30 protein-coding genes and 1 riboswitch are annotated in these 25,501 nt (G+C 41.4%); of the genes, 26 read left to right on the top strand and 4 right to left on the bottom strand.

Annotation, left to right across the window (positions count from 1 at the left end; translation table 11 throughout):
- Nucleotides 1-209: 209 nt before the first annotated feature.
- The 5 genes from MHH23_RS18935 to MHH23_RS18915 all read left to right on the top strand — a co-directional run bounded on the left by MHH23_RS18935 (nucleotide 210) and on the right by MHH23_RS18915 (nucleotide 4,999).
- Nucleotides 210-1,232, top strand: coding sequence for an AI-2E family transporter (locus MHH23_RS18935; protein WP_007496515.1), 1,023 nt, complete (start codon nucleotides 210-212; stop codon nucleotides 1,230-1,232).
- A 63-nt stretch (nucleotides 1,233-1,295) separates the two neighbouring features.
- Nucleotides 1,296-1,429, top strand: a riboswitch (cyclic di-AMP (ydaO/yuaA leader).
- Nucleotides 1,430-1,473: 44 nt separating this feature from the next.
- Nucleotides 1,474-2,748 (top strand): dicarboxylate/amino acid:cation symporter, encoded by a 1,275-nt coding sequence (locus MHH23_RS18930; protein WP_082627000.1) that lies wholly within the window; start codon nucleotides 1,474-1,476, stop codon nucleotides 2,746-2,748.
- Nucleotides 2,749-2,874: 126 nt separating this feature from the next.
- Nucleotides 2,875-3,801 carry an ABC transporter ATP-binding protein gene (locus MHH23_RS18925; protein ID WP_144668458.1) on the top strand — a complete coding sequence of 309 codons (927 nt, stop codon included), beginning with the start codon at nucleotides 2,875-2,877 and terminating at the stop codon, nucleotides 3,799-3,801.
- Nucleotides 3,779-4,546, top strand: coding sequence for an ABC transporter permease (locus MHH23_RS18920; RefSeq protein ID WP_148943814.1), 768 nt, complete (start codon nucleotides 3,779-3,781; stop codon nucleotides 4,544-4,546). The genes MHH23_RS18925 and MHH23_RS18920 overlap by 23 nt, the downstream gene beginning before the upstream one ends.
- A 117-nt stretch (nucleotides 4,547-4,663) precedes the next feature.
- Nucleotides 4,664-4,999: a hypothetical protein gene (locus MHH23_RS18915; RefSeq protein ID WP_017366657.1), complete on the top strand. Its 336-nt coding sequence runs from the start codon at nucleotides 4,664-4,666 to the stop codon at nucleotides 4,997-4,999.
- Between the two features lie 98 nt (nucleotides 5,000-5,097).
- Here the strand turns inward: MHH23_RS18915 and fbpB are convergent, their stop codons facing one another.
- Both fbpB and MHH23_RS18905 read right to left on the bottom strand, forming a co-directional pair.
- Nucleotides 5,098-5,247, bottom strand: coding sequence for a Fur-regulated basic protein FbpB (fbpB, locus tag MHH23_RS18910; RefSeq protein ID WP_017366658.1), 150 nt, complete (start codon nucleotides 5,245-5,247; stop codon nucleotides 5,098-5,100).
- A gap of 338 nt (nucleotides 5,248-5,585) precedes the next feature.
- On the bottom strand, nucleotides 5,586-5,906 hold the full coding sequence (locus tag MHH23_RS18905) for a thioredoxin family protein (RefSeq protein WP_008346934.1): 321 nt from the start codon (nucleotides 5,904-5,906) through the stop codon (nucleotides 5,586-5,588).
- A 184-nt stretch (nucleotides 5,907-6,090) separates the two neighbouring features.
- Between MHH23_RS18905 and MHH23_RS18900 the strand changes: the two genes are divergently transcribed.
- The 7 genes from MHH23_RS18900 (at nucleotide 6,091) to MHH23_RS18870 (ending at nucleotide 13,537) form a co-directional block, all read left to right on the top strand.
- Nucleotides 6,091-7,173 carry a D-alanine--D-alanine ligase gene (locus tag MHH23_RS18900; protein WP_039169882.1) on the top strand — a complete coding sequence of 361 codons (1,083 nt, stop codon included), beginning with the start codon at nucleotides 6,091-6,093 and terminating at the stop codon, nucleotides 7,171-7,173.
- A gap of 81 nt (nucleotides 7,174-7,254) precedes the next feature.
- On the top strand, nucleotides 7,255-8,619 hold the full coding sequence (locus tag MHH23_RS18895) for a UDP-N-acetylmuramoyl-tripeptide--D-alanyl-D-alanine ligase (RefSeq protein WP_268430847.1): 1,365 nt from the start codon (nucleotides 7,255-7,257) through the stop codon (nucleotides 8,617-8,619).
- A 26-nt stretch (nucleotides 8,620-8,645) separates the two neighbouring features.
- Nucleotides 8,646-9,338: an alpha/beta hydrolase gene (locus tag MHH23_RS18890; protein ID WP_045035109.1), complete on the top strand. Its 693-nt coding sequence runs from the start codon at nucleotides 8,646-8,648 to the stop codon at nucleotides 9,336-9,338.
- A gap of 127 nt (nucleotides 9,339-9,465) precedes the next feature.
- A complete protein-coding gene (locus MHH23_RS18885) occupies nucleotides 9,466-9,804 on the top strand; it encodes a n-acetylglutamate synthase (protein WP_113767287.1) in 339 nt (112 codons plus the stop codon).
- A gap of 166 nt (nucleotides 9,805-9,970) precedes the next feature.
- Entirely contained in the window at nucleotides 9,971-11,461 is a 1,491-nt protein-coding gene (cshA, locus tag MHH23_RS18880; protein ID WP_041507152.1) for a degradosome RNA helicase CshA, read from the top strand.
- Nucleotides 11,462-11,571: 110 nt separating this feature from the next.
- Entirely contained in the window at nucleotides 11,572-12,051 is a 480-nt protein-coding gene (locus MHH23_RS18875) for a PH domain-containing protein (RefSeq protein WP_340960050.1), read from the top strand.
- On the top strand, nucleotides 12,041-13,537 hold the full coding sequence (locus tag MHH23_RS18870) for a PH domain-containing protein (protein WP_024720487.1): 1,497 nt from the start codon (nucleotides 12,041-12,043) through the stop codon (nucleotides 13,535-13,537). The genes MHH23_RS18875 and MHH23_RS18870 overlap by 11 nt, the downstream gene beginning before the upstream one ends.
- 55 nt (nucleotides 13,538-13,592) lie before the next feature.
- Here the strand turns inward: MHH23_RS18870 and MHH23_RS18865 are convergent, their stop codons facing one another.
- Nucleotides 13,593-14,198 carry a rhomboid family intramembrane serine protease gene (locus tag MHH23_RS18865; RefSeq protein ID WP_007496491.1) on the bottom strand — a complete coding sequence of 202 codons (606 nt, stop codon included), beginning with the start codon at nucleotides 14,196-14,198 and terminating at the stop codon, nucleotides 13,593-13,595.
- Between the two features lie 94 nt (nucleotides 14,199-14,292).
- Here MHH23_RS18865 and acpS point away from each other — a divergent pair, with 94 nt between their 5' ends.
- The 14 genes from acpS (at nucleotide 14,293) to MHH23_RS18795 (ending at nucleotide 25,277) form a co-directional block, all read left to right on the top strand.
- Complete coding sequence (gene acpS / locus MHH23_RS18860; protein ID WP_017366663.1) at nucleotides 14,293-14,658, top strand: holo-ACP synthase; 366 nt, start codon at nucleotides 14,293-14,295, stop codon at nucleotides 14,656-14,658.
- Between the two features lie 160 nt (nucleotides 14,659-14,818).
- Nucleotides 14,819-15,835 carry an outer membrane lipoprotein-sorting protein gene (locus tag MHH23_RS18855; protein ID WP_007496489.1) on the top strand — a complete coding sequence of 339 codons (1,017 nt, stop codon included), beginning with the start codon at nucleotides 14,819-14,821 and terminating at the stop codon, nucleotides 15,833-15,835.
- A gap of 127 nt (nucleotides 15,836-15,962) precedes the next feature.
- Complete coding sequence (gene alr, locus MHH23_RS18850; RefSeq protein WP_159159395.1) at nucleotides 15,963-17,144, top strand: alanine racemase; 1,182 nt, start codon at nucleotides 15,963-15,965, stop codon at nucleotides 17,142-17,144.
- Nucleotides 17,145-17,437: 293 nt separating this feature from the next.
- Nucleotides 17,438-17,719, top strand: a complete 282-nt coding sequence (locus MHH23_RS18845) for a hypothetical protein (protein ID WP_003214273.1) — start codon at nucleotides 17,438-17,440, stop codon at nucleotides 17,717-17,719.
- A 4-nt stretch (nucleotides 17,720-17,723) separates the two neighbouring features.
- Complete coding sequence (ndoA, locus tag MHH23_RS18840; protein ID WP_003214169.1) at nucleotides 17,724-18,074, top strand: type II toxin-antitoxin system endoribonuclease NdoA; 351 nt, start codon at nucleotides 17,724-17,726, stop codon at nucleotides 18,072-18,074.
- A gap of 114 nt (nucleotides 18,075-18,188) precedes the next feature.
- Nucleotides 18,189-19,019, top strand: a complete 831-nt coding sequence (locus tag MHH23_RS18835; protein WP_058336383.1) for an RsbT co-antagonist protein RsbRA — start codon at nucleotides 18,189-18,191, stop codon at nucleotides 19,017-19,019.
- 4 nt (nucleotides 19,020-19,023) lie between these two features.
- Entirely contained in the window at nucleotides 19,024-19,392 is a 369-nt protein-coding gene (rsbS, locus tag MHH23_RS18830; protein ID WP_003214235.1) for an RsbT antagonist protein RsbS, read from the top strand.
- Nucleotides 19,393-19,394: 2 nt separating this feature from the next.
- Nucleotides 19,395-19,796 carry an anti-sigma regulatory factor gene (locus MHH23_RS18825; RefSeq protein WP_003214085.1) on the top strand — a complete coding sequence of 134 codons (402 nt, stop codon included), beginning with the start codon at nucleotides 19,395-19,397 and terminating at the stop codon, nucleotides 19,794-19,796.
- 10 nt (nucleotides 19,797-19,806) lie between these two features.
- Nucleotides 19,807-20,814 carry a PP2C family protein-serine/threonine phosphatase gene (locus MHH23_RS18820; protein WP_017358394.1) on the top strand — a complete coding sequence of 336 codons (1,008 nt, stop codon included), beginning with the start codon at nucleotides 19,807-19,809 and terminating at the stop codon, nucleotides 20,812-20,814.
- Nucleotides 20,815-20,873: 59 nt separating this feature from the next.
- On the top strand, nucleotides 20,874-21,203 hold the full coding sequence (locus MHH23_RS18815) for an anti-sigma factor antagonist (RefSeq protein ID WP_017358393.1): 330 nt from the start codon (nucleotides 20,874-20,876) through the stop codon (nucleotides 21,201-21,203).
- Nucleotides 21,200-21,688: an anti-sigma B factor RsbW gene (rsbW, locus tag MHH23_RS18810; protein WP_108611672.1), complete on the top strand. Its 489-nt coding sequence runs from the start codon at nucleotides 21,200-21,202 to the stop codon at nucleotides 21,686-21,688. The genes MHH23_RS18815 and rsbW overlap by 4 nt, the downstream gene beginning before the upstream one ends.
- On the top strand, nucleotides 21,654-22,442 hold the full coding sequence (sigB, locus tag MHH23_RS18805) for an RNA polymerase sigma factor SigB (RefSeq protein ID WP_012009000.1): 789 nt from the start codon (nucleotides 21,654-21,656) through the stop codon (nucleotides 22,440-22,442). Before rsbW ends, sigB begins: the two co-directional genes overlap by 35 nt.
- On the top strand, nucleotides 22,442-23,041 hold the full coding sequence (locus MHH23_RS18800; protein ID WP_017358391.1) for a PP2C family serine/threonine-protein phosphatase: 600 nt from the start codon (nucleotides 22,442-22,444) through the stop codon (nucleotides 23,039-23,041). The genes sigB and MHH23_RS18800 overlap by 1 nt, the downstream gene beginning before the upstream one ends.
- A 76-nt stretch (nucleotides 23,042-23,117) precedes the next feature.
- Complete coding sequence (locus MHH23_RS18795) at nucleotides 23,118-25,277, top strand: Tex family protein (protein WP_047946999.1); 2,160 nt, start codon at nucleotides 23,118-23,120, stop codon at nucleotides 25,275-25,277.
- Between the two features lie 19 nt (nucleotides 25,278-25,296).
- Here MHH23_RS18795 and cmpA read toward each other — a convergent pair whose 3' ends face one another.
- Entirely contained in the window at nucleotides 25,297-25,431 is a 135-nt protein-coding gene (gene cmpA, locus MHH23_RS18790) for a cortex morphogenetic protein CmpA (protein WP_008346893.1), read from the bottom strand.
- Nucleotides 25,432-25,501 lie beyond the last annotated feature (70 nt).

Genomic DNA, 25,501 nt, shown 5'->3' with positions numbered 1-25,501 from the left:
TATAAAAACAACTAAAAACCGAAACCTTATGTCTACATGGGGTTCGGTTTTTTCTTGTGTAAAAAAAGAAAAAACATAAAAGCTTGATTAATTTAGGACGAATCGTAAGACCTCATTGACCTTTTGTTATATAATTTACAGAAAGATCCGATATAATGAATAGGAGATCCAACGAAAAATAGACTTTAGTCCTGGCAGGTGTGTAACGTATGGCGGCATTTTTTAAATTGTTCGAAAAACCTGGTGTCAAGAGGTTTTCAGTATTTGTAGTATTAGCCACAGCATTATATCTATTAAGAGGAATGATGAATTTAATCCTCCTGACCTTCATTTTCACTTTTTTAATGAACCGGTTAGAAGAGGTCATAAGAGGCTTTTTAAATCGCTTCCTGAAAATAGGACAGAAATCAGTCATCACCATTTTGTACATCCTTCTGGCTGGTGGATTGACGTTTGGCGGCTTTGTGTTTGTGCCCATCATTGCTAAACAGGTGGAACAGTTATTTCATTTAGGGAAAAAGATTGCAGATCATCCACAAGATTTACCCTTCTTTGACGTCGTCACCAATGTGTTCGGAGATTTCAAAATATCTTCTTTCTTCGAGAAAGGGTTTAATTTCCTCTATACATACTTAACAGATTTCAGCACGTTCAGTATCCAGGTCATTATGTCCTTAATATTAAGCATGTTCTTCCTGTTCGAAAAGGAACGCCTCATTCAATTCATGAATAAGTTCAAAACGAGTAAAATCTCCGTGTTCTATCATGAAATTGCCTTCTTTGGACGTAAGTTTTCCAGAACATTTGGTAAGGTACTTGAAGCACAGTTCATCATTGCAACAGTTAACTGTGTCTTAACGACAATTGCGCTTGGCATTATGGGCTTCCCGCAATTATTTGGATTAGCGGTCATGGTCTTCTTGTTAGGTTTAATTCCGGTAGCGGGTGTGGTCATCTCCCTCGTTCCACTCAGCATCATTGCGTATACACTTGGAGGCGGAATGTACGTCCTATATATTGTGCTGGTGATCGTGATCATCCATGCCATTGAAGCCTACTTCTTAAATCCGAAGCTCATGTCAGCTAAAACAGAGCTCCCTATTTTCTTCACATTTATTGTCCTGATCTTTTCTGAACACTATATTGGCATTTGGGGACTGATTATCGGCATCCCAATCTTTGTGTTTATCTTAGATATCTTGGAGGTCACGAATAAGGAAGAAAGTAATTAAAAAGTTCATATGAACCTGTTTACAATTTTCTAAAAATAAGGTATAAATAGTATGAAAATATCATATTACCACACGCTTAATCCTTCTAAAGGAATGGGGGACCCAAGTTTTTGGGGTGAATTTTTCTTATTTAAGAAAAAAGGACATCTCTTCGTCCTAACCCGTCAGCTAACCTCATCAGCGTGAAGAGAGTAGACAGTGGTACACGTATGGACACGCAGGCCCACGAGAAGACTCTCTCGTGGGCCTTTTTGACGAGGAAGGGGAGATTTTATTGAAGCTTGCGACGAAAATTATTATTGCTTTAATTGTAGGTGCAATCACAGGACTACTGCTCAACATTTTTGCTCCAAATGTATTCAAAGTGTTAGACCCTTATCTATTTACACCTCTAGGTCAAATCTTCTTAAACCTGATTAAAATGTTAGTTGTACCGATTGTCTTCTTTTCGATCACACTTGGTGTAGCAGGCCTTGGCGATCCGAAAAAACTTGGCAGAATCGGCGTAAAAACCATTACTTACTTTCTACTCACTACGACTTTTGCCATCATTATTGGCATTTCATTGGCCTTACTTATTAAGCCAGGCGCATTTGGCAATTTTGATACGAAAGCGGCAGAATATTCCGCTAAGGAAGCCCCATCAATGGCAGACACACTACTCAATATTATTCCAACCAATCCAGTCCAATCTCTAGTTGAAGGAAATATGCTTCAAATTATCGTCTTTTGTGTATTTTTAGGTCTTGGCATTGCCTTGCTCGGTAAAAAAACAGAAGGTTTGCTGAAGCTGTTTGAACAAGGAAATGAATTAATGATGTATCTTGTCGGTGTTGTGATGAAATTCGCACCGTACGGGACATTCGGTTTGATCGCAACGGCGATTGGCAGTCAGGGGCTCGATGCCATGAAAGCGATGGGACTTTACTTCTCAGTCGTCTTAATTGCGCTGATCTTGCATTTCTTCCTGACCTATGGGTCAACCGTTGCCCTATTAGCTAAACGAAATCCAATGGCATTCTTCAAAGGATTTTCTCCAGCGATGGTTGTGGCATTTAGTACATCAAGCAGTAACGCAGTGCTGCCAGTATCAATGGAAACAGCTCAAAAGCGCTTAAAGGTGCCAGAACCTATTTCAAGCTTTGTGCAGCCGCTAGGTGCGACCATTAATATGGATGGTACAGCGATCATGCAAGGGGTTGCGACTATTTTTATCGCACAAGTGTATGGAGTTGAATTAACCCTTGTTCAAATGCTGACAGTTGTCTTAACGGCAGTACTAGCAAGTATTGGCACAGCAGGTGTCCCAGGGGTAGGGCTCATCATGCTAGCCATGGTTTTAAATTCCGTGAATCTTCCTGTTGAGGGCATTGCGCTGATCCTTGGCATAGACCGCTTATTAGACATGGCAAGAACCGTGGTCAATATTACAGGTGACGCAGCATGTGCGGTGATTGTTTCTGAAACCGAGAAGAAACATGAGAAGGAAGCACCAACACCTAATTTATCACTGTAACAACAAGAAGGGCTGACTGGATCAGCCCTTTTTTTCGTGGAACGGCTTGTCTAGCGTGATATACTTTTTACAGGGTAAGCGGCCGTAACTGCCGCCATAGGTTTTACATCAGAAGGAGGAACCACTTTGCAGTCTGCTGTTTTACACATAGAGAACGTCGATAAACAAATTGGCCGTCATCAAATTTTACAACATATTTCGATGGACATTAGGCAAGGGGAAATTGTCGGTTTACTTGGACCAAATGGGTCTGGAAAAACGACCTTGATTCGATTGATTGTTGGCTTGATGAAAAAAAACAACGGCCGGATCATCATGAATGGATATTCTCAAGATGATGATCATCTAAAGGCGATGTCATCTGTTGGAGCGATCATAGAAAATCCGGAATTTTATTCATATTTAACAGGTTTTGAAAACCTTGAGCTGTATGCATCTATGCATGATGGAGTTTCAGAAGAGCGCATTTTTGAAGTGGTAAAAAGAGTTCGTCTGGAGCACGCCATTCACCAGAAGGTCAAAACGTATTCACTAGGGATGAAACAAAGGCTCGGGATTGCACAAGCCATTTTGCATAAGCCCAATCTGCTCATTTTAGATGAACCAACAAATGGGCTTGATCCCGCAGGAATGAAGGAGTTTCGAGAGCACTTGCAAATGCTTGTACAAGAAGAAGGTGTCTCTGTGTTATTTGCTACACATCTTTTGCATGAAGTAGAAGAGCTTTGTGACCGCATGATCATCATCCAAAAAGGACAGATCAAAGCCAATACAAACCTTCGCGACATGGAAGGAAAAGAGCAGGTGCTGATGAATATTCAGCCAGTAGAAAAGGCAGTTTCATGGCTAGATACGCAAGGATATACATATGAACAAAGGGATCAGCATGTGCTGGTTCAACTGAAAAAAGACCGTGTGCCGGAGCTGAATAAACAGCTTGTCTTAGCAGAATTTGATGTACTTGAAATGACGCCTCAAAAACAATCAATTGAAGAGGCCTTTATGAAATGGACGGAAGGCGGGACGGAAGATGCTTCAACTCATCAAGAATGAACATAAAAAAATCACGAGACAAAAGATCACATTCATTGCACTTGGACTGATTGTTGTCTTTCAATTGACGATGGCACTAGCATTAAAACGAGTCATTTCCGGGCTTGGCGGGCAAGATACAGTCGCGAACTATTTTGCTTATTCCACGAATGTTGTGTTTATTTTACAAGTGTTCGCTGTCGTGATTGGCGCCACATTGATCTCAACAGAGTTTCAAAAAAGAACCATCAAGTTCTTGTTGATCCGGCCAAAGACAAGGCTTCATATTTTCTTGTCAAAATACATCACTCTTGTGCTGATGGTCCTTTACCTGTTTGTTTTTTATTATGTGTTCGCTTTTCTTTTTGGCCTTATTTTCTTTGGTACTGATTTTGATGAAAGCACTGGCCGGTTATTTCTGCACACATTTGCTGTGATTGGATCACAGTGGGTGGAAGTGGTCATGATGGCAAGCTTTGCTTTTCTGTGCTCAAGTTTGTTTAGAAACAGTCTGATTGCACTTGTGACTTCATTTTTCGTCTTATACGCGGCGAAATCATTAGTGTCGATCATGTCTCTGTTAGAAAATCAGTGGGGGAAAATTCTACTTTTCGCTAATACGGACTTCACACAATACAGTTTTCAAGGTCCGCCGCTCTTTCAGGGCATGAACCCTCTGTTTTCGCTATTCATTGTAGGGGCGCATTTCGTTTTCTTTGTTGGTGCTGCTTGGCTCCTTTTTTGGAAGCGTGATGTAAATGTGTAAAAATTGTGTCAAATAACAAGAAAAATTCGTGACATCTTTGTGAAAACGAGTCTGTATTTCACGATAACCGGCTGATTTTGTCTTATAATAAGACAGAGTCATGGAGGTGGCACTATCGTGAAAAATTTTATTACGGCTTTACCTATTTTGCTGCTGTTGTCGTTTTCGTTTGTGTCTTTTGCCTTCCAGTTTGATCATCTTGTTTATTTCAGACTAGCGCTAGGGATCTTTTCATTAGCGGGTCTTTTCTTTCTGTATACACTTAAAAGAAACATGAAATGGTTCATGGTCTATTTATATGCGAGCTGGATCGTTCTTGCTGCCGTTACGACATTTGAAGAACCCGTGTTTTCACAATTCTTCTTCGGTGGTTTAACGATGACAATGGGTTATCTAACATATATGCTCATCTATTTAGGAATGAAGCAAGACCGTGTAGCGAAATCACATTAAAACAAAAGCCGATAAAATCGAAGAATAGATTTTATCGGCTTTTTCTTTTCTTCAGGCAAATAAAAAAGCAGCCATCTGTTTGACTGCTCTTCTTGTGTTTATGATTCACGTCCAGCAGCGGCAAGCTGCTTCTGGTGCTTTTTGTCGATGGTTGCGTATATACTTTCCATCATCTTAGGGTCTCGCATGATCGCTTCTTTGTTTTCTTCAATCAATTGCTGATACGTTTTGATTTTTTTCTTAGACATGTAACTCAACGCTCCTTTGGTAGAATGGACTCTATAAGATTTCACACAGATGAAATTGATAATCATTTTCAATTAGCATCTCCATTATACAAAGCAGAATGTCATAAGTAAAGATTCAATTCAGAAAATTCACGTAACCGACATATTCCCATCCATATCGACGATGAATTCTTTCCCAGGAAATAATCCGCTGTCAAACCTTGTCATGAAATCAGATCAAACATTCCTGTCGATGTTGAAACATTTTAGCCGCACATCTCGTCTTATGAAGAGATTTGATTTAAAAGGATATAAAAAAGACACCAGCATGAGTTGGCTGATGTCTCCATTTAAATGAGTTATGAAACGTGTTCTTGAAGAAACTCTGTTACTTCTTCAGGTGATTTAGCGTTGGCACTGTGTAAATGACCTGTTTTTTCGCCATTTTTGAAAATTAACAGGCTAGGAATTCCCATGACCTGATACGTTTCCGCTAACTCAGGAAAGTCGTCTTTGTTTATTTCAAACCATTCATTCTGAGCATAAGCCTCTAAGATGTCTGGAATGAACATGTCCATTCTAGTGCAATCAGGGCACCATGTCGCAAAGAATTTAACGATGACCTCTTTGTCTGATTGAATGATTTCGTTGAATTGTTCAGTGCTTGTAATTTTTTTCAATTTGTCACAACTCCTTTTCAATGTCATTTTAATATAAAATAAAGGCGAATGACATACAAATGCTCGGGGGGCGCTTACAACCTTTACAAATCATTTCAATTCCGTAACAACAAAAATTAATTAGAGCATTTTTGCTTGAAAGTGATAAGATAGTAAAGATGAATTTTAGTGGGGGGAGTATCCATTGAAAATAAGTTTAGGATTGGTTTACGGCGGAAAGTCAGCCGAACATAATGTATCACTGCAAACAGCCCTTGCAGTTACGAAAGCACTTAACACTGAGAAGTTCGATATACATCCAATTTATATTACAGAAGAGGGCGAATGGCTAAGAGGAGAAAAACTCACTGAACCAGTATCAAACGTCAAAATGCTTCAATTTGAACAAAATGCAAAGACGTTTTTACCAACTTCTTTAAATGAAAGCATGTTTCCACAGCCTGCATCAGCTGATGAAAAGATTGATGTCGTCTTTCCATTGCTACATGGGCCAAATGGTGAAGATGGGACCATGCAAGGGTTACTTGAACTAATGAATATCCCGTATGTCGGTAACGGCGTTCTCGCGTCTGCTGCGGGTATGGATAAAGTCATGATGAAAGATGTGTTTGCTCAAGCTGGGCTTGCGCAGGCAAAGCATCTTTCCTTCAATAAAAAGGATTATGAGAAAGCCATATCAGACAGTCTAGAACAGGTAGAAGCAGTACTCGGGTATCCTTGTTTTGTGAAACCTGCCAACATGGGATCAAGTGTCGGAATTAGTAAATGCCGCAGCAAAGAAGAGCTGCAAACAGCATTTGATTTGGCTTTCCAATATGATCGTCGTGTTGTTGTGGAAGAAGGCGTTGTAGGACGAGAAATTGAAATAGGTGTATTAGGAAATGACGAGCCGAAATGCTCAGTCGTTGGTGAAATTGCACCTAAAACAGATTTTTATGACTACAAAGCAAAATATGAAGATGGCGATACAGATTTGATCATTCCTGCGAGTGTGTCAGAGGAAGAGTACAAGACAATTCACGATATGGCGATTAAGGCATTTAAAGCCATTGATGGATCTGGCCTCGTACGTGCAGATTTCTTCCTAACAGAAGAAGGCGAAGTGCTGATCAATGAAGTGAATACAATGCCAGGGTTCACACCTTTTAGTATGTTCCCGCTGCTTTGGAAACATACTGGTGTAGAGTATCCTGAGCTGATTGAGAAGCTGGTGTCACTTGCAATTGAACGCCATCAAGAAAAACAAACCATTAAAACCACTTTTTAATGTGAGAAGCAAGCAGACACTATCCTACAGGTAGTGTCTCTTTTCCTTCAAACGTGAAATGAGAAAGAGAGGCGAAAAAACATGATCAAACGTACAGTGAAACAAGTCGCTCAAATGGCTGGTGGCACATTATCGAATGAAGCTTTTGGCGAAGAACAGATACACGGAGTGACAACAGATACGCGAAAAGTATCAAAAGGCGCACTATTTATCCCGCTTATTGGGGAACATTTTAACGGTCACACTTTTGCTTCAAAAGCAGTGGAGCTTGGAGCGGCAGCGGTTCTTTGGAATCAAACAGAAGCGAATCCACCGTTCGGTGTACCTGTCATACTTGTAGAGGATACTTTGACAGCACTCCAACAGCTTGCAAAATCATACTTAAAAGAGGAAAATCCTCGAGTTGTCGGTATTACTGGAAGTAATGGCAAAACAACGACGAAAGATATGATCCATTCAGTCTTACAAACGACATACAGAGTCCACAAAACAGATGGCAACTTTAATAATCACATTGGACTTCCGCTGACCATCCTTGCGATGCCAGAAGGAACCGAGATTGCTGTATTAGAGATGGGCATGAGTGCAAAAGGGGAAATCGAATTTTTATCTAATCTCGCTGAACCTGATGCAGCTGTCATCACCAATATTGGAGAATCTCATATGCAGGATCTAGGATCAAGAGAAGCCATTGCAGATGCAAAATGTGAGATCACAAAAGGGTTAAAAGAGGATGGGACTTTTTATTATTTAGGAGACGAGCCTTTACTCCGCCAAAGAGCAAATGCCCTGGCACGCAGCGTAAAAACGTTTGGAGAATCAGAGGACTGTGATATCAAGGTGATTCACATCCACCAACTCGCTGAAGGCACTGAATTTCAAGTGGAGGGATATGCTCAAGGGTTTCTCATTCCTGTATTAGGGAAACACAATGTAAAGAATGCTCTTGCAGCTATTGCAATCGGCCAGCATTTCGGTCTGAATGAAAGACAAATTGCCCAAGGGCTGATGCAAACGAAATTGACAGGCATGCGTTTAGAACTGTTTAAAACAGATAAGGGCATCACGGTTATCAACGATGCGTATAATGCGAGTCCTACGTCGATGAAAGCAGCGATTGATCTTGTAGGAGATATGGATGGCTTTGCTAACCGCATACTCGTTCTCGGAGATATGCTGGAGATGGGCAGTGAAGAAGAGACCTATCATTTTGAAGTAGGGGAGTACATCAAGCCTGAGTTTATTGATCATGTTTTAACGTTTGGCCGTCTTGGCGCATTCATTGCTGAAGGAGCAAAGAAAGCATTTGGAGACGACCGCGTGTCTTCTTATATGGACAAAGAAGAACTGAAGAAAAAACTAGCGGATGTGGCAGGACCTGACGATGTCGTTCTGGTCAAAGCTTCCCGTGGCATGAGATTGGAAGACGTTATTACTGCACTATAAATCAGATCGGCAAAGAAGGTGACAGGGTGATTGGCTGTCTATGTATACACGGTTTTACTGGTGCCCCGTATGAAGTAGAGCCGCTTGCGGAATATTTAAAGCAGACGACAGATTGGACGGTACAATCTGTCACGCTTCCGGGGCATGGGGAGGAACTTCAGCTCAAAGGCATTCTCTATCAGGAGTGGATTGCCACCGCTGAATTAGAACTCTTATCCCTTTACCGAACATGTGACACCATTTATTTGGTCGGCTTTTCTATGGGCGGGATGATTGCCTCATATTTAGCAGCGAAGTATCCAGTGGCCCGTCTTGTTCTGTTAAGTGCCGCTGCTAAATATGTAAACCCAAAACAAATGATTCAAGACACAAGGCAGATGGTGAAGGAATCCTTGTCTGGTTTGATTGAGACGAACCCATTGTATGATCGATATCGTCATAAGCTGACGAGTACACCGCTATCAGCTGCTGTAGAATTTATGAAATTGGTGAAGCAAACGAAAGGTTCTCTTGAAAAGCTTCATCTACCTGTCTTGATCGTTCAAGGTGAAAGTGATGGGATCGTCCCCGCTTCTAGTGCAGAATTCATTTATCATAAAATCCCGTCCCGTCAGAAAGAAATGTTCTATTTACCTGATTGTAAACATCACGTTTGTCATGAGCCTTGTGCACAGCAATTGTTTGAGAAAGTCGAACAATTTCTAAAAAAAACAATTTAATCTATAGAAAAGCTAAAATGTGGCTAAACTAATATAAATTGAATCCCACTTGTTAAAATTTGCATCATTTTTGTCGAATGAGTGACAGGCCTATGTTACAATAGGTAAGAAAAGGTGGTCGATTCGGTTGTTTCAATATGACGGAAAAACCTTTATCCCGCAGTCTAATTCGAGCAATGGGGAAGTATCGGAAGGAACCATATTTCAATATCGTCAGGACGGGAATATTTTAACGGGCACATATCAAGGCGGCAGTATTCAATCTGGCGTGCTTGTAGGAACTGTGAATATAGACGGAGCACTTCATTTTAGATATCATCATGTTAGTAAGGATGGCAGCATGAGAAGCGGTTCATGTCATTCCACTCCTAAGCAGCTGGATAACGGAAAAATTCAACTGTTTGAAAAGTGGAAATGGATGGACGGAGATCAAAGTGAAGGTGAATCGGTCATTGTCGAGCAGTAGATATATCCATTTCTGTCTTGTTGAAAAACAAATAGTGTAATGGTAAGATATAATGTAGGGTAATTCGGGCTTTGTATATAATGGACCTGTCCTTTCATACAAAGGGCAGTTTTTAATGATCATTCACGAGATTACTGAAACAGCAATTAGAAGGAGTTTGAATAATTTGACTATAACGTTTCAAGATTTTCAATTAAGCGAAAGTCTCATGAAAGCTATTAACCGCATGGGATTTGAAGAAGCAACACCGATTCAAGCGGAAACAATTCCTCTCGGTCTTCAGAATAAAGATGTCATTGGACAAGCACAAACAGGAACAGGAAAAACTGCAGCGTTTGGTATTCCTCTTGTAGAAAAAATCGACCCAGCGTCTCCAAATATCCAAGCGATTATCATTGCGCCAACAAGAGAATTAGCGATTCAAGTATCTGAAGAGCTATACAAAATTGGCCAAGACAAGCGTGCGCGCGTACTTCCGATTTACGGTGGACAAGATATCGGTCGCCAAATCCGTTCGCTCAAGAAAAATCCTCATATCATCGTAGGGACTCCAGGACGTTTACTCGATCACATTAACCGTCGTACAATGCGTCTTCAAAATGTTGAAACAGTCGTGCTCGATGAAGCAGACGAAATGCTAAACATGGGTTTCATCGAAGACATTGAATCGATCCTTTCAAATGTACCAAGTGAACACCAAACACTTTTATTCTCTGCGACAATGCCTGCACCAATTAAGCGTATTGCAGAACGTTTCATGACAAACCCAGAACACGTAAAAGTAAAAGCGAAAGAAATGACTGTATCTAACATCCAGCAGTTCTACTTGGATATCCATGAACGTAAAAAGTTTGATACATTGACTCGTCTTCTTGACATTCAATCACCTGAGCTTTCAATTGTCTTCGGCCGTACAAAGCGCCGCGTTGACGAATTGACTGAAGCACTGAACCTTAGAGGTTATACAGCTGAAGGAATTCATGGTGACTTGACTCAAGCGAAACGTATGGTTGCGCTTCGTAAATTCAAAGAAGGTTCAATCGATGTGCTTGTAGCAACAGACGTTGCAGCACGTGGACTTGATATTTCAGGCGTAACACACGTGTATAACTTTGACGTGCCACAAGATCCAGAAAGCTATGTACACCGTATTGGTCGTACTGGACGTGCTGGACGTACAGGTATGGCGATGACATTCATCACACCACGTGAAAAAGATATGCTTCGTGCGATCGAGCAAACGACTAAGCGTAAAATGGATCGTATGAAAGAACCAACACTAGATGAGGCAATCGAAGGACAACAACAAGTAACCATTGATCGTCTGCGCACAATCATCAGTGAAAACAACTTAAACTTCTACATGACAGCAGCTGCTGAATTATTAGAAGATCATGATTCTGTTACAGTGGTTGCGGCTGCCATCAAAATGATGACAAAAGAGCCAGATGCAACGCCTGTTCGTTTGACAGATGAAGCACCAATGGTTTCAAAACGCAATCGTAACAACCGCAGCTCTTCAAAACGTAGAGACGGTGGCGGCGGAGGCGGCTATCGCGGAAAAAGCCGTTCATCTTACGGTGATAAAAAGCGTTCTTCAAATGACCGCAATCGTTCTTCTAACGATCGTCGTCAAAAGAAATCTTATAACAACTAATTCAAAAGCGAATCCTTTGCAGGGTTCGCTTTTTTTAACAGGCCTAATGAAACTTTTTAGGCTTTCTTTCGTAATATATTGATAGAAAAGTAAGAGAATGGGGGAAGAATGTGAGAAAACAGCCGCAACGTCAAATCAGCTTAAATGGATTAAAAGTATGGCGTCTTCAAAATGGAATTATCTCATTGATTTTCTTATTCATCATCTTTGGGGTATTTGTAGCTAGTTATTATTTTCAATGGCCATATTGGATTGGAGCCATCCTCATCGGTTTGTGGATTTTACAGGTCATCTTCGGAATCTGGCTCATACCGAAAATCCGCCATCACATCTGGCGCTACGAAGTATTTGAGAACGAAATTGAAATACAGCACGGACTGATACGTGTCACACGTGTCATTGTGCCAATGGTACGTGTTCAGCATGTGGATACATCCCAAGGGCCGCTTTTAAGGCGCTACCGGTTGGCATCTGTTCAAATTTCTACTGCTGCGACAGTGCATGATATTCCGGCACTGGAATTAGAAGAGGCAGATGAGCTTCGCGATTACATATCTCGATTAGCAAGGGTGACGGAAGATGATGTCTGAACCAAAACGTGTACATCCAATCTCGATGTTCATTGATTTTATATCAGATGCCGTATCCATGATCAAAAACTTCATTATCCCTTTTTTCGTGCTTATTTTTGTGAACTCGAATTCAAGTATTCGTTTTTATGCGTTTATCATTCTTGGTGTGCTTCTTTTATGGAAAGCTGTTTCAACCGTTTTAGCATGGAGAAGATTCACCTATCGAATGGAAGACGATGAATTTCGAGTAGAATCAGGTGTCATCACCAAAAAGAAAAAGTATATCTCGTTAGAACGAATTCAAACGGTGAATACAAGTGAAGGCATCTTCCAGCGGATTTTCGGTTTGGTTCGGGTGCAAATCGAAACGGCAGGCGGGACGGATGGACCTGAAGTGAGCCTGACGGCCATTACAAAAGCAGAAGCTGAGCAATTAAAGCAATCGATTTTCAACCGGAAGAAAAGCTTGCAACAAGAAGAAATGAATGATGAAAATTTAGATATCCCTGATCCTCTGACAGCGCAACAGCCTGTAGAAAAAGAAATCAGTGTTTCCTACCGAATGGGTATACCAGAGCTGCTTTTGGCTGCGACCACTTCAAGCGGAATCGGCGTCATTATTTCTGGGTGTCTCGCCATTTACACACAAATAGATGAAATTTTGCCTTTGGACGGATTCCTCAAACGGTTTTCTTTTTTAAGTCATGCGAGTGTTGAGATTTATGCGATTCTCATATTTATTGCCGTATTGATTGCGTGGATTCTTAGTGTTGGGGTAACAGCCCTTCAATATGCGAATTTTAACGCAAAACGAAAAGGGAAAGACATCATCATCACAAGAGGACTCATCGAAAGGCATCAAATGACCATTCCGCTTGCGAGAATTCAAGCAGTGAAAATCAAAGAAAATATTCTGCGTGAACCATTTGGTTTTGCGACGGTCATGCTTGTCAGCGCAGGAGGTTCCATTACAGAAAAAGAGACCTCTTCTGTCTTATTTCCACTCATACGGAAGAAAAAAATCAATGAATTGTTAACGCAATTTACAGATCAATATCAGCTGGCACCAGAAAGTGAATTGAAAAAAGTGCCGAAGCGTTCACTAAAACGTTATCTGATATCTTACGGATTTGTTCCATTACTTGTAGGTATAATCCTTTCTGTACGTTTTCCACCATGGGGATATTTGGCGCTGATTCCATTACCATTTGCCTTGTTTTTTGGGTATTTAGCCTATAAACAATCAGGATATGTGATCAAAGATCAACTGATTCAATTAACGACAAGAGGTATCGGCAAGACCACCGGAATTGTTTTAAGAAAACGAATGCAAAACTATACGATGACCCAATCCTATTTTCAAAAGAAAGGGCGGGTGGCAAGTATTCACACCTTTGTGAAGTCCTCTGCCTTGCTTGATTCCTTTGGTGTGCATCACCTTGAAGAGGAAGATGCTGCACGTGTATGCGATTGGTATTCCTATGAAACGAATCAATCAACTTAAACAAAAAATGTCGATCAGCTCCCGTTAAACGGAGTGATCGACATTTTTTATGAGCTTAATAGCGTCGTTTTTTTGAATGGAAGAATAGGGTGATCGGTGCTAGGATCATGCCACCTATCAATCCAAATAAGTGGGCCATGATGTTGATGTTCGAGTTGACGAACGTCATAATGACAGAAACGCCGAGAATCGTTAAGATGACCTGAGAATTACCACGGTCCATCATATGCGGTTTAAATAGGACAAGATAAAGATAGACGCCAAATAAACCAAATATCGCACCAGAAGCCCCGACATGTACGTACTCTAAAGGCTCCACCCAATAGGTTCCGAGATTGCCAATGAATCCAGCACCCAGATAAATCACAAGAAATCGAACCTTTCCAAGCAAATACTCAAGTGCTGGAGCGAATAGGAAGAGCGACATGGAATTGAACAGAATATGTGTCAGACTTCCATGAAGAAAAATAGGCGTTAAAAGCCGCCACCATTCTCCTGCTGCAACACCATAATTAAAACCAACGAGATGGTCCTGCCCAAGCTGGATCATTGGAATAGGGATTGCAAATAAAAGCCATAGGCCGATTTGCAAAGCAAGGATCGCTGTTACGATTGGATACGATCTAATAAATTGTTGAAAGCTCTCCGTTCGAATAAACATAACAAACCCCTTTTGACTAGATAATGGTAAGTTTATAGTAACACGTTTATGAAGCGAACAACCAAATTAGTACGAGTATCATAGGAGGTACCTCATGATTAAAGGAATCGGTATGGATATTGTAGAGATCGGCCGGCTGTCACGAGTGCTTAGCAGGCAGCCCCGTTTACCAGAACGAATTTTGACTTTACGTGAACAGGAAGTCTTTCGCACACTAAGTGAAAAGAGACAGCTGGAGTTTCTGGCAGGACGTTTTGCGGCGAAGGAAGCATTCGCAAAAGCATACGGTACGGGAATTGGTCAGTATGTCAGCTTTCACGACATCGAGATACAAAAAGATGCGAACGGAAAACCTCTCATCAAAAGTGAGAAAACAAAAGAAGACTACGTTCATGTATCCATTACACACACAAAAGAATATGCTGCAGCACAAGTTTTAATTGAAAGGTTGTCAAGCTAGTCTGCATATTGTTTGTCCCCCCTTCATATATTGGGTAGTGCGATAAGGAAGGGCGAGTTGCTAACAGGCTTTGATGGTTCGCGGTACGCAGTTAACTCTTGAGGCGTACTGTTAAAGTCAAACAAGCGGTTTCTTCCTTTTAACACAATTAACGAAGGGGTTGAAAAGGGTGAGAAAAAGCTTTGTTTTGCTTGTAACGGGGATCCTTTTTGTACTGATTCTCTCCGCATGCGGTCAAAAATCTCAACAGGATATCGTTGGAGATTTAAACAAAAAGGCAGAGGAAATGACATCATACAAAGCCAAAGCAAAAATGACCATTGAGACAGGAAATGATCCGCAGGAATACCATGTGGAAATTTGGTACAAGAAGCCGGAGCTTTACCGTGTCTACTTAGAAAATCCGAAGAAGGATCAGAGTCAAGTCATTTTAAGAAATGGCAATGGTGTATTTGTGCTGACACCTTCATTAAACAAAAGCTTCCGCTTCCATAGCGATTGGCCGAACAACAGCAGTCAGGTGTATTTATTTGAATCACTTGTGAAAGACATTAAAAATGACAGTGCAGCTCAGTTCAAAGCAAAAGAGTCGAAGTACGTTTTTGAAACAAAAACCAACTATCAGCACAACCAAATGCTGCCAACCCAAGAGATTACTTTTCATAAAAAAACAATGGCGCCTGCCAGTGTGAAAGTACTGGACAGCGATAAAAAGCCAATGGTGAAAGTAGAATTCTCTCACTTTGAATTCAACAAATCCTTTGACAAAGACGCCTTTGATGAGAAGAAAAATATGACACTTTCTCAAATGGATGTTGCCACAAGTGCAGATCCATCTGACAGCTTTGCGGTGAAAACGCCTGTGGATATGCCAGAGGGCGTGAAGAAAATGGAAGAGAAAGAAATGACAACAGATGCCGGGAAGCGTTATGTGATGACGTATGGCGGAAAGAAATCCTTCACACTCATTCAGGAAAAAGCGCGGGTAGCAGAAGCGTCTACGCCTGTTACGATGAACGGCGAGCCAGTCGATCTTGGCATGACAGTGGGGGTTCTGACAGACAAATCTCTTTCTTGGACATCTGATGGAGTTGACTACTTGATTTCTTCAAGTGATTTATCGAAGGAAGAGCTCTTAATGGTCGCCAAAAGTGTAGAAGGACAGTCAGCGAAATAGGCGAGATTCTTAACATAACAACAAATCAGCCCTGTGCAGGGCTGATTTTCTTTGAGTTGTTTCACATTATTCTGGATTTTTAGTATCATAATGAAGTATTGAATCATTCAATAGGGAAGTGTGATGAATGGACACAAATGCCTTTTATAGAGACACATGGGCAGAAATTGATTTAACAGCAATCAAGCATAATGTTTCACATATGAAAGACCATATTGGTCAAAACGTCCAACTAATGGCTGTTGTGAAAGCCAATGCATATGGACATGGAGATATAGAAGTGGCAAGAGCTGCCCTCGAAGCAGGAGCAGACCTGTTAGCCGTCGCTTTTTTAGATGAAGCCATTTCTTTAAGAAATAAAGGTGTAAAAGCACCTATTCTTGTGCTCGGCGCAGTACCGGCAGAGTATGTCAAAGTCGCCGTTAGATACAACGTTATCATGACTGCTTACTCGATCGATTGGCTAAGAGAAGTCGTCAAAGTGATGAAAGGGCAGATGGGACAACCCATTCGTTTCCACTTGAAAATCGACAGCGGCATGAATCGGTTAGGTGTGAAAACAATCGAGCAGGTGAGCGAAGTAAAAGAGCTTGTCCACGATCATTCTTTTTTACAGCTGGAAGGAGTATTTACTCACTTTGCCACAGCGGATGAAAAAGATGAAAACTACTTCGGTATGCAGGTTGATACGTTTAAAACATTGCTTCAACCGCTTCATACGGACAAACTGCTCATTCATTGCGCCAACAGTGCAGCAGGTCTAAGGTTTAAAGACACTTTATTTAATATGGTTCGTTTTGGCATCAGTATGTACGGGCTGTCGCCGTCGGAAGAAATCAAAGATGAATTGCCGTTTCAACTGGAAGAAGCATTATCTCTTCATACAAAACTTGCACATGTAAAGCCCATTCAAAAGGGTGAGAGCGTGAGCTATGGTGCAACTTATACAGCGAATCAAGATACATGGATTGGTACGATTCCAATCGGGTATGCAGACGGCTGGATCAGGAAGCTTGCTGGAACAGAAGTGCTCGTTGGCGGAAAACGCCGAAAGATTGCTGGAAGGGTGTGTATGGATCAATTCATGGTTGATTTGAAAAAGGACATTCCGGCAGGGGAGCCAGTCGTGCTCATCGGGACACAAGGCGAAGACAAGATATCTGTCGATGAAATAGCCAAGCGGCTTGAAACCATTAACTACGAAGTCACATGTTCTGTTGGCTATCGCGTCCCAAGAGTCTATATAGAGGACGGCGAAAGGGTTCATGTACGAAATCCGCTGCTTCAAGGCGGTCCAAGCTTTTTATAAACAGCATCCACGGGAACGATGTTCAAACTGACATCGTTCTCTTTTATTCTACAAAGGCATCATAAACATTCTCCCTTTTTTAGAGATTTTGGAAATACCGTATGATTTTCGGAAAAAAGCGTATAATGGGAAAGAGGAACTCCATTATCATCTTGATTTACGGGTGGCGAGCCGCTTCATGTTCTAATAAGAAATCATGAAAAAACAGCTTTGCTTGTGCATTGAATAATGGTATGATTAGTCTTGGAATGGATCGAAACGGTATCCGTAAGTTTTGTGGAGGTGTATGTTTTTTGTCTGAATCCAGCGCAACAAACGAAATGAAGATTCGACTGCCGGAGGCTTTAATGTCTGAGATCGAACGAGTAGCAGAGCAGGATAAGGTAACAAGAAATGAATTGATCTACCGAGCGACAAAAACGTATATTCGTGAACGTAATATTCGACAAAATCGTGAATCGATGAGACGCGGCTACATGGAGATGGCGAAAATTAATCTGAATATCTCTTCAGAGGCACAATACGCAGAATTTGAGGCTGAGAATACAGTTGAGCGATTAGTCAGCGGGGGTTAAACATTTGATTGTTAAACGCGGTGATGTTTACTTTGCTGATTTATCTCCTGTTGTTGGCTCCGAGCAGGGCGGGGTTCGCCCGGTATTGGTGATTCAAAATGACATTGGAAATCGCTTCAGCCCGACTGCTATCGTTGCAGCCATAACAGCCCAAATACAAAAAGCGAAATTACCGACTCACGTCGAAATTAATGCAAAGCGCTACGGCTTTGAACGAGATTCTGTCATTCTTTTGGAACAAATTCGTACAATCGATAAACAAAGATTGACAGATAAAATCACACATCTTGATGATGAGATGATGGAGAAGGTTGATGAAGCCTTACAAGTTAGTTTGGCTCTTATTGATTTTTAATATGGTGATACTTGGTTGCTCTATTGGGAGCAACTTTTTTTGTGTTCAATTTTTTTTAACGTTATAATGAAGAAAGACTAAAGAAGAGCTTTAAATGTAAGTAGGGGGTAAAACATGTCGAATCATATCGTGTTAGCTTTTGCAAGAAAGCACCAAAAGGAATTAGAAACAGAGTGGACGGACATTTTAAAACGACTCGGAGAAAAAGAAACGGACATGATGCTGAACGACAAAATGTATGAAACCATCTGTTCGGAATATGTTCAACTCATCATTACATCTCTTTCAGAGGGGGATAATGAAGATTTTGAAGAAAAAGTGCAAAATTTTGCTTTGAAAATCGTTCAAATGGGTATATCACTTAAGTTACTGGCAAACGGTCTAACGGAAATCCGTACACATTTATATGAAAAAATGAACGATGACAAAGATACAACACAAGAAAGTCATGACCTCATCTGGCAAATCGATCGATTCATCACACCCATCCATAATGAGATCTTAAACCAGTATTCCATCTCATGGGAAAAAACCGTCAGCCTTCAAAAAATTGCGCTGCAGGAACTTTCTGCCCCGCTAATCCCTGTGTTTGAGCACATCACCGTCATGCCACTTGTTGGCACAATTGATACAGATCGTGCGAAAAAAATTATGGAGAACCTACTTAATGGTGTCGTCAAACATCGCTCACAGGTCGTTTTGATTGATATCACGGGTGTACCTGTCGTAGACACAATGGTGGCCCACCATATTATTCAAGCGTCAGAGGCTGTGAGATTAGTAGGAGCGAAGTGTTTACTTGTCGGTATTCGCCCAGAAATAGCCCAAACAATCGTTAACCTTGGAATTGATTTATCTCAGGTTACAACAAAGAATACCCTTCAAAAAGGAATTCAAACTGCTTTGGAAATGACAAATCGAAAAATTGTTTCATTGGAGGGATAACCAATTGAGAAATCACCCGAAGATTCCAATTTTAAAATTATATAATTGTCTTCTGATTTCAATACAGTGGGAGCTTGATGATCAAACAGCTCTTCACTTTCAAGAAGACTTACTGAATAAAATTCATGAAACAGGAGCAAACGGTGTGGTCATTGACTTAACATCCGTCGATATGATTGATTCATTTATCGCAAAGGTATTAGGCGATGTGATCACCATGTCCAAGCTCATGGGGGCAAAAGTTGTATTAACAGGAATACAGCCGGCAGTCGCTGTGACGCTTATTGAACTTGGCATTTCACTGGAAGAAATTCAGACAGCACTAGATCTTGAACAAGGGCTTGAGACACTGAAGCGGGAATTGGGGGAATAGATATGAAAGACCAATCCTGTGTAAAAATATTGACGGAATGGGACATAGTCGCAGCAAGACAATTGGGGCGGAATGTTGCAAAAGAACTTGGTTTTGGAACAGTTGACCAAGCAAGAATTACGACGGCCATTTCAGAATTAGCTCGTAACATCTATTTATACGCTGGTAAAGGTCAGATTTGTATAGAAGAAGTGATGGAGCGCGGAAAGCGTGGACTCAAAGTCATCGCAGCCGATGAGGGGCCTGGCATCATGGATATACGTAAAGTAATGGAAGACGGATTTTCTACATCAGGCGGACTCGGAGCAGGCTTGCCGGGCGTCAGAAGACTGATGGATGAATTTAAATTAGATTCCGCACCAGAACAAGGAACTGAGATACAAGCTGTCAAGTGGCTTCGCTAGGAGGGAAACCATGGATTTTAAGGAGGTAATGGAGCAGCGTTATCATCAGCTGCTCAGTCGTTATATCAGTGATTTAACTGAAACATCGCTTTATCAAGCTCAAAAATTTAGCCGTAAAACCATTGAGCATCAAATACCTCCTGAAGAAATAGTGAGTGTTCACCGAAAAGTGATTCAGGAGCTTTACCCTGATTTGCCGGAAGATGTCTTTCATTCACTAGACTTCTTAATTGAAGTCATGATTGGATACGGACTTGCCTACCAGGAGCATTTAACACTAAGAGGCATCCAGCAAGAAATTAAGTCGGAAATTGAAATTGCTGCAAATGTTCAGCAAACCCTTCTGGAAACGAAAATTCCAGAAGGAGACACATTTGATATCGGAGCCATCAGTGTGCCGGCAAAACAGATGAGCGGGGATTATTACCATTTCGTAACAGATCACGATACAATCAATATCGCGATTGCAGACGTCATTGGGAAAGGCATTCCAGCTGCGCTCTGTATGTCGATGATTAAGTATGCGATGGACTCCTTGCCAGAGTCAGGCAGCGGCCCAACGAAAGTGCTCAAAACCCTTAATCGTGTGGTCGAGCAAAACGTAGACCCAAGCATGTTTATCACCATGTTTTATGGCAGCTATAATAAAGAAACACATGAATTTAAGTACGCATCGGCTGGACATGAGCCGGGCTTTTTCTATTGCAAAAAAGAGAATCAATTTTACGATTTAGATGCAAAGGGTCTTGTGCTTGGAATTGCACCAGATTTTGATTATAAGCAGTATGAGAAGCATTTGGACGTAGGGGATATGGTGATCTTATTCTCTGATGGTGTCACAGAATCCAAATCGGAGGATGGCTTCCTAGAGCGTGAGGATATCAAAGCCCTGATATCTGAGAACCTATCCTATTCAGCTCAGGAAATGGTGGATTCCATCTATGACAGCTTACTCAAGCTGCAAGAATTTCAGCTGCATGATGATTTTACGTTACTTGTCCTCAAAAGGAAGGTTTAGAAAGTGCATAGACGGGTAAATAAAATTCAAGGAAACAAGAATTTCGAGGTGAATGCATAATGAATATGTCTGTAAAAGAGCATCAAATAGATCAAAAAACAAAAATTAGTGTTAGTGGAGAAATCGATGTGTACTCTGCTCCTCAGCTAAGAGAAACACTCATGCCTAAAGCCGAGGCGGGCGAGCATCTAGAGATCTGTTTGAAGGATGTTACGTATATGGATAGTACAGGATTAGGTGTATTTGTTGGGTTGTTTAAAGCAGCTCAAAAAGCAGGTGGAACACTAAAGCTTGAGAACTTGTCAGAGCGGCTTGTAAGGTTGTTTGAAATTACTGGATTAAAGGACATCATTGACATTTCTGCAAAGTCAGAGGGTGGGGTACAATGAACGAAACAGTAGATCTAATCGAGATGAAAATACCGGCAAAACCAGAATATGTAGGCATCATTCGTCTGACTCTTTCAGGCGTAGCGAGCCGAATGGGCTATGTCTACGAAGAGATTGAAGACTTGAAAATTGCCGTCAGTGAGGCTTGTACAAATGCAGTTCAGCATGCCTATAAAGGAAAAGACGGTGAAGATGGAGAGGTAGCGGTTCGCTTTCTTGTCTACGAAGATCGTCTAGAAATCATTGTCGCAGACAAAGGCGGTAGCTTTGACTTTAAGCAAAAGCAGGAAGACCTAGGGCCGTACACATCTGCTCATACGGTGGATCAATTGGCAGAAGGAGGTCTTGGTTTATACTTAATGCAAACATTGATGGATGAAGTCGAGGTGCAAGCAAACTCCGGAGTTACCGTGGCGATGACAAAGTTTTTAAACAGGGAGCGAGTTGACCATGACACAACCATCCAAAACTATGAAACTAACTAAAGATGAAGTGGATCGCCTCATTCAAAGCTATCAATCCAACCAAGACGAGCAGGCGCAGCTGACACTAGTTGAGTGTTATACAAATCTTGTGGATATGCTCGCGAAGAAATACTCCAAAGGAAAAAGCTTTCATGAGGATTTAAGACAAGTTGGAATGATTGGTCTACTTGGCGCAATTAAGCGTTATGATCCACTTGTCGGTAAATCATTTGAGGCATTTGCCATTCCAACCATTATCGGGGAAATCAAACGCTTTTTACGTGATAAAACATGGAGTGTCCATGTACCAAGACGAATTAAAGAGCTTGGACCAAGAATCAAGATGGCAGTTGATCACCTGACAACGGAAACGCAAAAGTCACCTAAAGTACAAGAAATCGCAGAATATCTAGATGTAACAGAAGAAGAAGTTCTTGAAACAATGGAGATGGGCAAAAGCTATCAAGCGCTGTCTGTTGACCAAGGCGTAGAGGCAGATTCTGAAGGAAGCACTGTGACGATTTTAGACGTCGTCGGCTCACAAGAAGAAGGGTACGAACGTGTAAACCAAAAAATGATGCTTGAAAGTGTGCTTCACGTTCTGACAGATAGAGAAAAAGAAATTATCAATCTCACGTATTTGCAAAATAAAAGCCAGAAAGAAACAGGCGATTTACTCGGCATATCTCAAATGCATGTATCAAGGCTGCAGCGGAAGGCAGTTAAAAAGCTGCGAGATGCATTGTCAGAAGATGCGTCTATGGAGCTAGGGTAATGAAGCAGATCGAACAGCATGAGCATGTAAACGCCATTATCTATCAATCGAACAAAGAAGGAAAATCATGCTGCGGGGACAGTTTTTTTATTAAAGCAGATGATGAAGAACTAATTTGTGCTGTAGCAGACGGATTAGGCAGCGGCCAGTTCGCCAATGAATCATCTTCTTTAGTCAGCGAAATTGTCGAAGAATATGGACATGAGGATGTGACAACCCTCATCGATAGATGCAATCAGGCCATGAAAAATAAACGCGGAGCCACTGTAGCCATATTAAAGGTGAATTTTTCCCAGCAGCAGTTTACCTATTGTTCGGTTGGTAACATTCGTTTTATCTTGAATGCACCTTCTGGCGACTATATTTATCCACTTCCGACATCAGGATATCTATCAGGTAAACCTAGAAAATACAAAACATACACCTATTCCTACGAAAAAGGTTCGACATTCATTATGTATTCAGACGGGCTGAATGTGCCAAACATGCGAATGTGTTTAAAGCATAGCCATTCAGTTGCAGACATCGCAAAAGAACTTGAAACATACACACAAGACAAGAAAGACGATCTCACCTATGTACTTGGTCAGCTTACATGAAATAGCTGACCTTTTTTCTGTTTTGCCAGTTTTTTTGATACACTAAAAGAGAAGACACAGTGAGAGGATGCAAAGTATGAAGACATCTGACTTTTTATTGAAACAAATTGCGACAGAATTAAAGCTTTCAACAAAACAAATTGGAAGTGTAATCCAGCTATTAGAGGATGGCAACACCGTCCCGTTTATTGCACGCTACCGGAAAGAGCAGACAGGCTCACTAGACGAGGTGCAAATTCAAACCATTTCTGAACGCTATACATATATCCAAAATGTGACGAATCGAAAAGAAGAAGTGATTCGCTTAATCGCTGAACAAGACAAATTAACAGATGAATTAAAACAGAAGATCGAACAGGCGCATAAGTTGCAAGAGGTCGAAGATTTATATCGACCATTTAAACAAAAACGAAAAACGAAGGCAAATGTAGCCAAAGCAAAAGGACTTGAGCCGCTTGCGGAGTATTTACTGAAGCTGCCAAACGATGAGATCGAAAAGAAAGCATCGGCTTTTATTAATGAAGAAAAAGAAGTCACAACCGCAGAAGAAGCACTAGAGGGCGCCCAGCACATCATTGCTGAACAGCTTGCGGATGATCCTGATATGCGGAAATGGATTCGCAGTGAGACGTACCAAAAGGGAAGTCTTGTCACATCAGGAAAAGACGTTGAAAACGACGAGAAAAACGTCTATGAAATGTATTACGACTATCAAGAGCCGATTAAAAAAATTGTGCCTCATCGTGTACTTGCGGTCAACCGAGGCGAGAAAGAAGGGATTTTGAAAGCAACCATCGAACCACCTGCTGAAAATATTCGTTTCTACCTCGATAAACAAGTCTTAAAAGGCAAGCAAACGACGGCGAGGCCTTACATTGAAGCGGCCATTGATGATGCATACAAGCGCTTGATTCAGCCTTCAATTGAACGGGAAATACGAAAAGAGCTGACAGAAAAAGCAGAGGAACAAGCCATTCATATTTTCGCTGAAAACTTAAGAAAGCTCCTACTTCAACCGCCGATGAAAGGGAAACGTGTACTTGGGGTAGACCCTGCGTTTCGTACAGGCTGTAAATTAGCCGTCGTGGATGATACAGGAAAAGTCCATCATATTGGCGTCATTTATCCGCACCCGCCTGTGCAGAAAAAAGCGGAAGCCAAACAAAAAGTGAAAGAAATCATTCAATCATCCAACATTGAAGTCATTGCGATCGGAAACGGAACAGCCTCAAGAGAGACCGAACAATTCATCGCAGACTTGATCCAAGAGCTGGACCAGCCAGTTTCATATTTGATCGTGAATGAAGCAGGGGCAAGTGTATACTCTGCATCTGCACTGGCAAGAGAAGAGTTTCCAGACTTGCAAGTCGAAGAACGAAGCGCTATATCCATTGCTAGAAGATTACAAGATCCATTAGCAGAGCTCGTGAAAATAGATCCAAAATCTGTCGGTGTAGGACAATACCAGCACGATGTGAGTCAAAAGCAATTAAACAGCTCGTTAACCTTTGTGGTAGAGACGGTTGTTAACCAAGTCGGTGTGAACGTTAATACAGCTTCACAGGCACTGCTGCAATATGTGTCAGGTCTTTCAAAAGCCGTCGCAGGGAACATCGTCAAGCGCCGTGAAGAGATTGGGAGATTCACAAGCAGAAAAGAGCTGAAGGATATCCCAAGGCTTGGTGCAAAGACATATGAGCAGTGTATCGGCTTCCTGCGCATCACAGATGGACAAGATCCACTTGACCGCACAGGTATTCACCCTGAAAGCTATAAAGAAACAAAACAGTTTTTACGCATGATTAAGATGACGCCAGACGATCTTGGTACAGAGCAGTTAAAAGAGAAAATCGCAGAGGTCAAGCTAGACGAAGCCGCACAGCAGCTTGACATTGGTCCAATTACACTCCAGGATATCATTGATCAGCTCACAAGACCTGAGCGTGATCCGCGCGATGAAGTACCAAAACCTCTTTTGAAAACAGATGTGTTGAAATTGGAGGACTTGAAGCAAGGGATGGAGCTACAAGGAACGGTGAGAAACGTCGTAGACTTCGGCGCATTCGTTGATATTGGCGTAAAACAGGATGGACTTGTCCACATTTCCAAGCTGAGCAACCGCTTTGTGAAGCACCCACTTGACGTCGTGTCAGTTGGTGACATTGTGACCGTATGGGTAGACTCCGTTGACCAGGCAAAAGGCAGAGTGGCTCTATCAATGCTAAAACCAGAGTAAACAAAAAACGAGGCGCACCTTAGGATGGGGTGTGCCTTGATGTGACTGAATGCTTTTTTCTATAGAAGTACCAGCATTGATTAAGCAATTTGATTTGATAATGATTTTTCTCATAAAATGCTTTCTGCATCTGATTTTTCAGCCAGTTGGGCATCGCCCATTCCTCCTTTGATCAAAACAGTGGGTGTACCTTCAATGTATGCAAAGAGGAAATTGTCCCGTTC

Source organism: Bacillus sp. FSL K6-3458, assembly GCF_038005045.1.
Taxonomy (GTDB): Bacteria; Bacillota; Bacilli; order Bacillales; family Bacillaceae; genus Bacillus; species Bacillus altitudinis.
The sequence above is the reverse complement of the archived record's forward strand: the minus strand, read 5'-3'. Positions and strand labels throughout refer to the sequence as shown.

Excerpts from the sequence above, each read along its gene's own strand:
- MHH23_RS18935 (WP_007496515.1), top strand. The coding sequence starts at position 210 with ATGGCGGCATTTTTTAAATTGTTCGAAAAACCTGGTGTCAAGAGGTTT.
- MHH23_RS18920 (WP_148943814.1), top strand. The coding sequence starts at position 3,779 with ATGCTTCAACTCATCAAGAATGAACATAAAAAAATCACGAGACAAAAG.
- fbpB (WP_017366658.1), bottom strand. The coding sequence starts at position 5,247 with ATGTCTAAGAAAAAAATCAAAACGTATCAGCAATTGATTGAAGAAAAC.
- MHH23_RS18895 (WP_268430847.1), top strand. The coding sequence starts at position 7,255 with ATGATCAAACGTACAGTGAAACAAGTCGCTCAAATGGCTGGTGGCACA.
- MHH23_RS18870 (WP_024720487.1), top strand. The coding sequence starts at position 12,041 with ATGATGTCTGAACCAAAACGTGTACATCCAATCTCGATGTTCATTGAT.
- MHH23_RS18865 (WP_007496491.1), bottom strand. The coding sequence starts at position 14,198 with ATGTTTATTCGAACGGAGAGCTTTCAACAATTTATTAGATCGTATCCA.
- acpS (WP_017366663.1), top strand. The coding sequence starts at position 14,293 with ATGATTAAAGGAATCGGTATGGATATTGTAGAGATCGGCCGGCTGTCA.
- alr (WP_159159395.1), top strand. The coding sequence starts at position 15,963 with ATGGACACAAATGCCTTTTATAGAGACACATGGGCAGAAATTGATTTA.
- MHH23_RS18835 (WP_058336383.1), top strand. The coding sequence starts at position 18,189 with ATGTCGAATCATATCGTGTTAGCTTTTGCAAGAAAGCACCAAAAGGAA.
- MHH23_RS18825 (WP_003214085.1), top strand. The coding sequence starts at position 19,395 with ATGAAAGACCAATCCTGTGTAAAAATATTGACGGAATGGGACATAGTC.
- MHH23_RS18820 (WP_017358394.1), top strand. The coding sequence starts at position 19,807 with ATGGATTTTAAGGAGGTAATGGAGCAGCGTTATCATCAGCTGCTCAGT.
- MHH23_RS18815 (WP_017358393.1), top strand. The coding sequence starts at position 20,874 with ATGAATATGTCTGTAAAAGAGCATCAAATAGATCAAAAAACAAAAATT.
- rsbW (WP_108611672.1), top strand. The coding sequence starts at position 21,200 with ATGAACGAAACAGTAGATCTAATCGAGATGAAAATACCGGCAAAACCA.
- sigB (WP_012009000.1), top strand. The coding sequence starts at position 21,654 with ATGACACAACCATCCAAAACTATGAAACTAACTAAAGATGAAGTGGAT.
- MHH23_RS18800 (WP_017358391.1), top strand. The coding sequence starts at position 22,442 with ATGAAGCAGATCGAACAGCATGAGCATGTAAACGCCATTATCTATCAA.
- MHH23_RS18795 (WP_047946999.1), top strand. The coding sequence starts at position 23,118 with ATGAAGACATCTGACTTTTTATTGAAACAAATTGCGACAGAATTAAAG.
- cmpA (WP_008346893.1), bottom strand. The coding sequence starts at position 25,431 with ATGCCCAACTGGCTGAAAAATCAGATGCAGAAAGCATTTTATGAGAAA.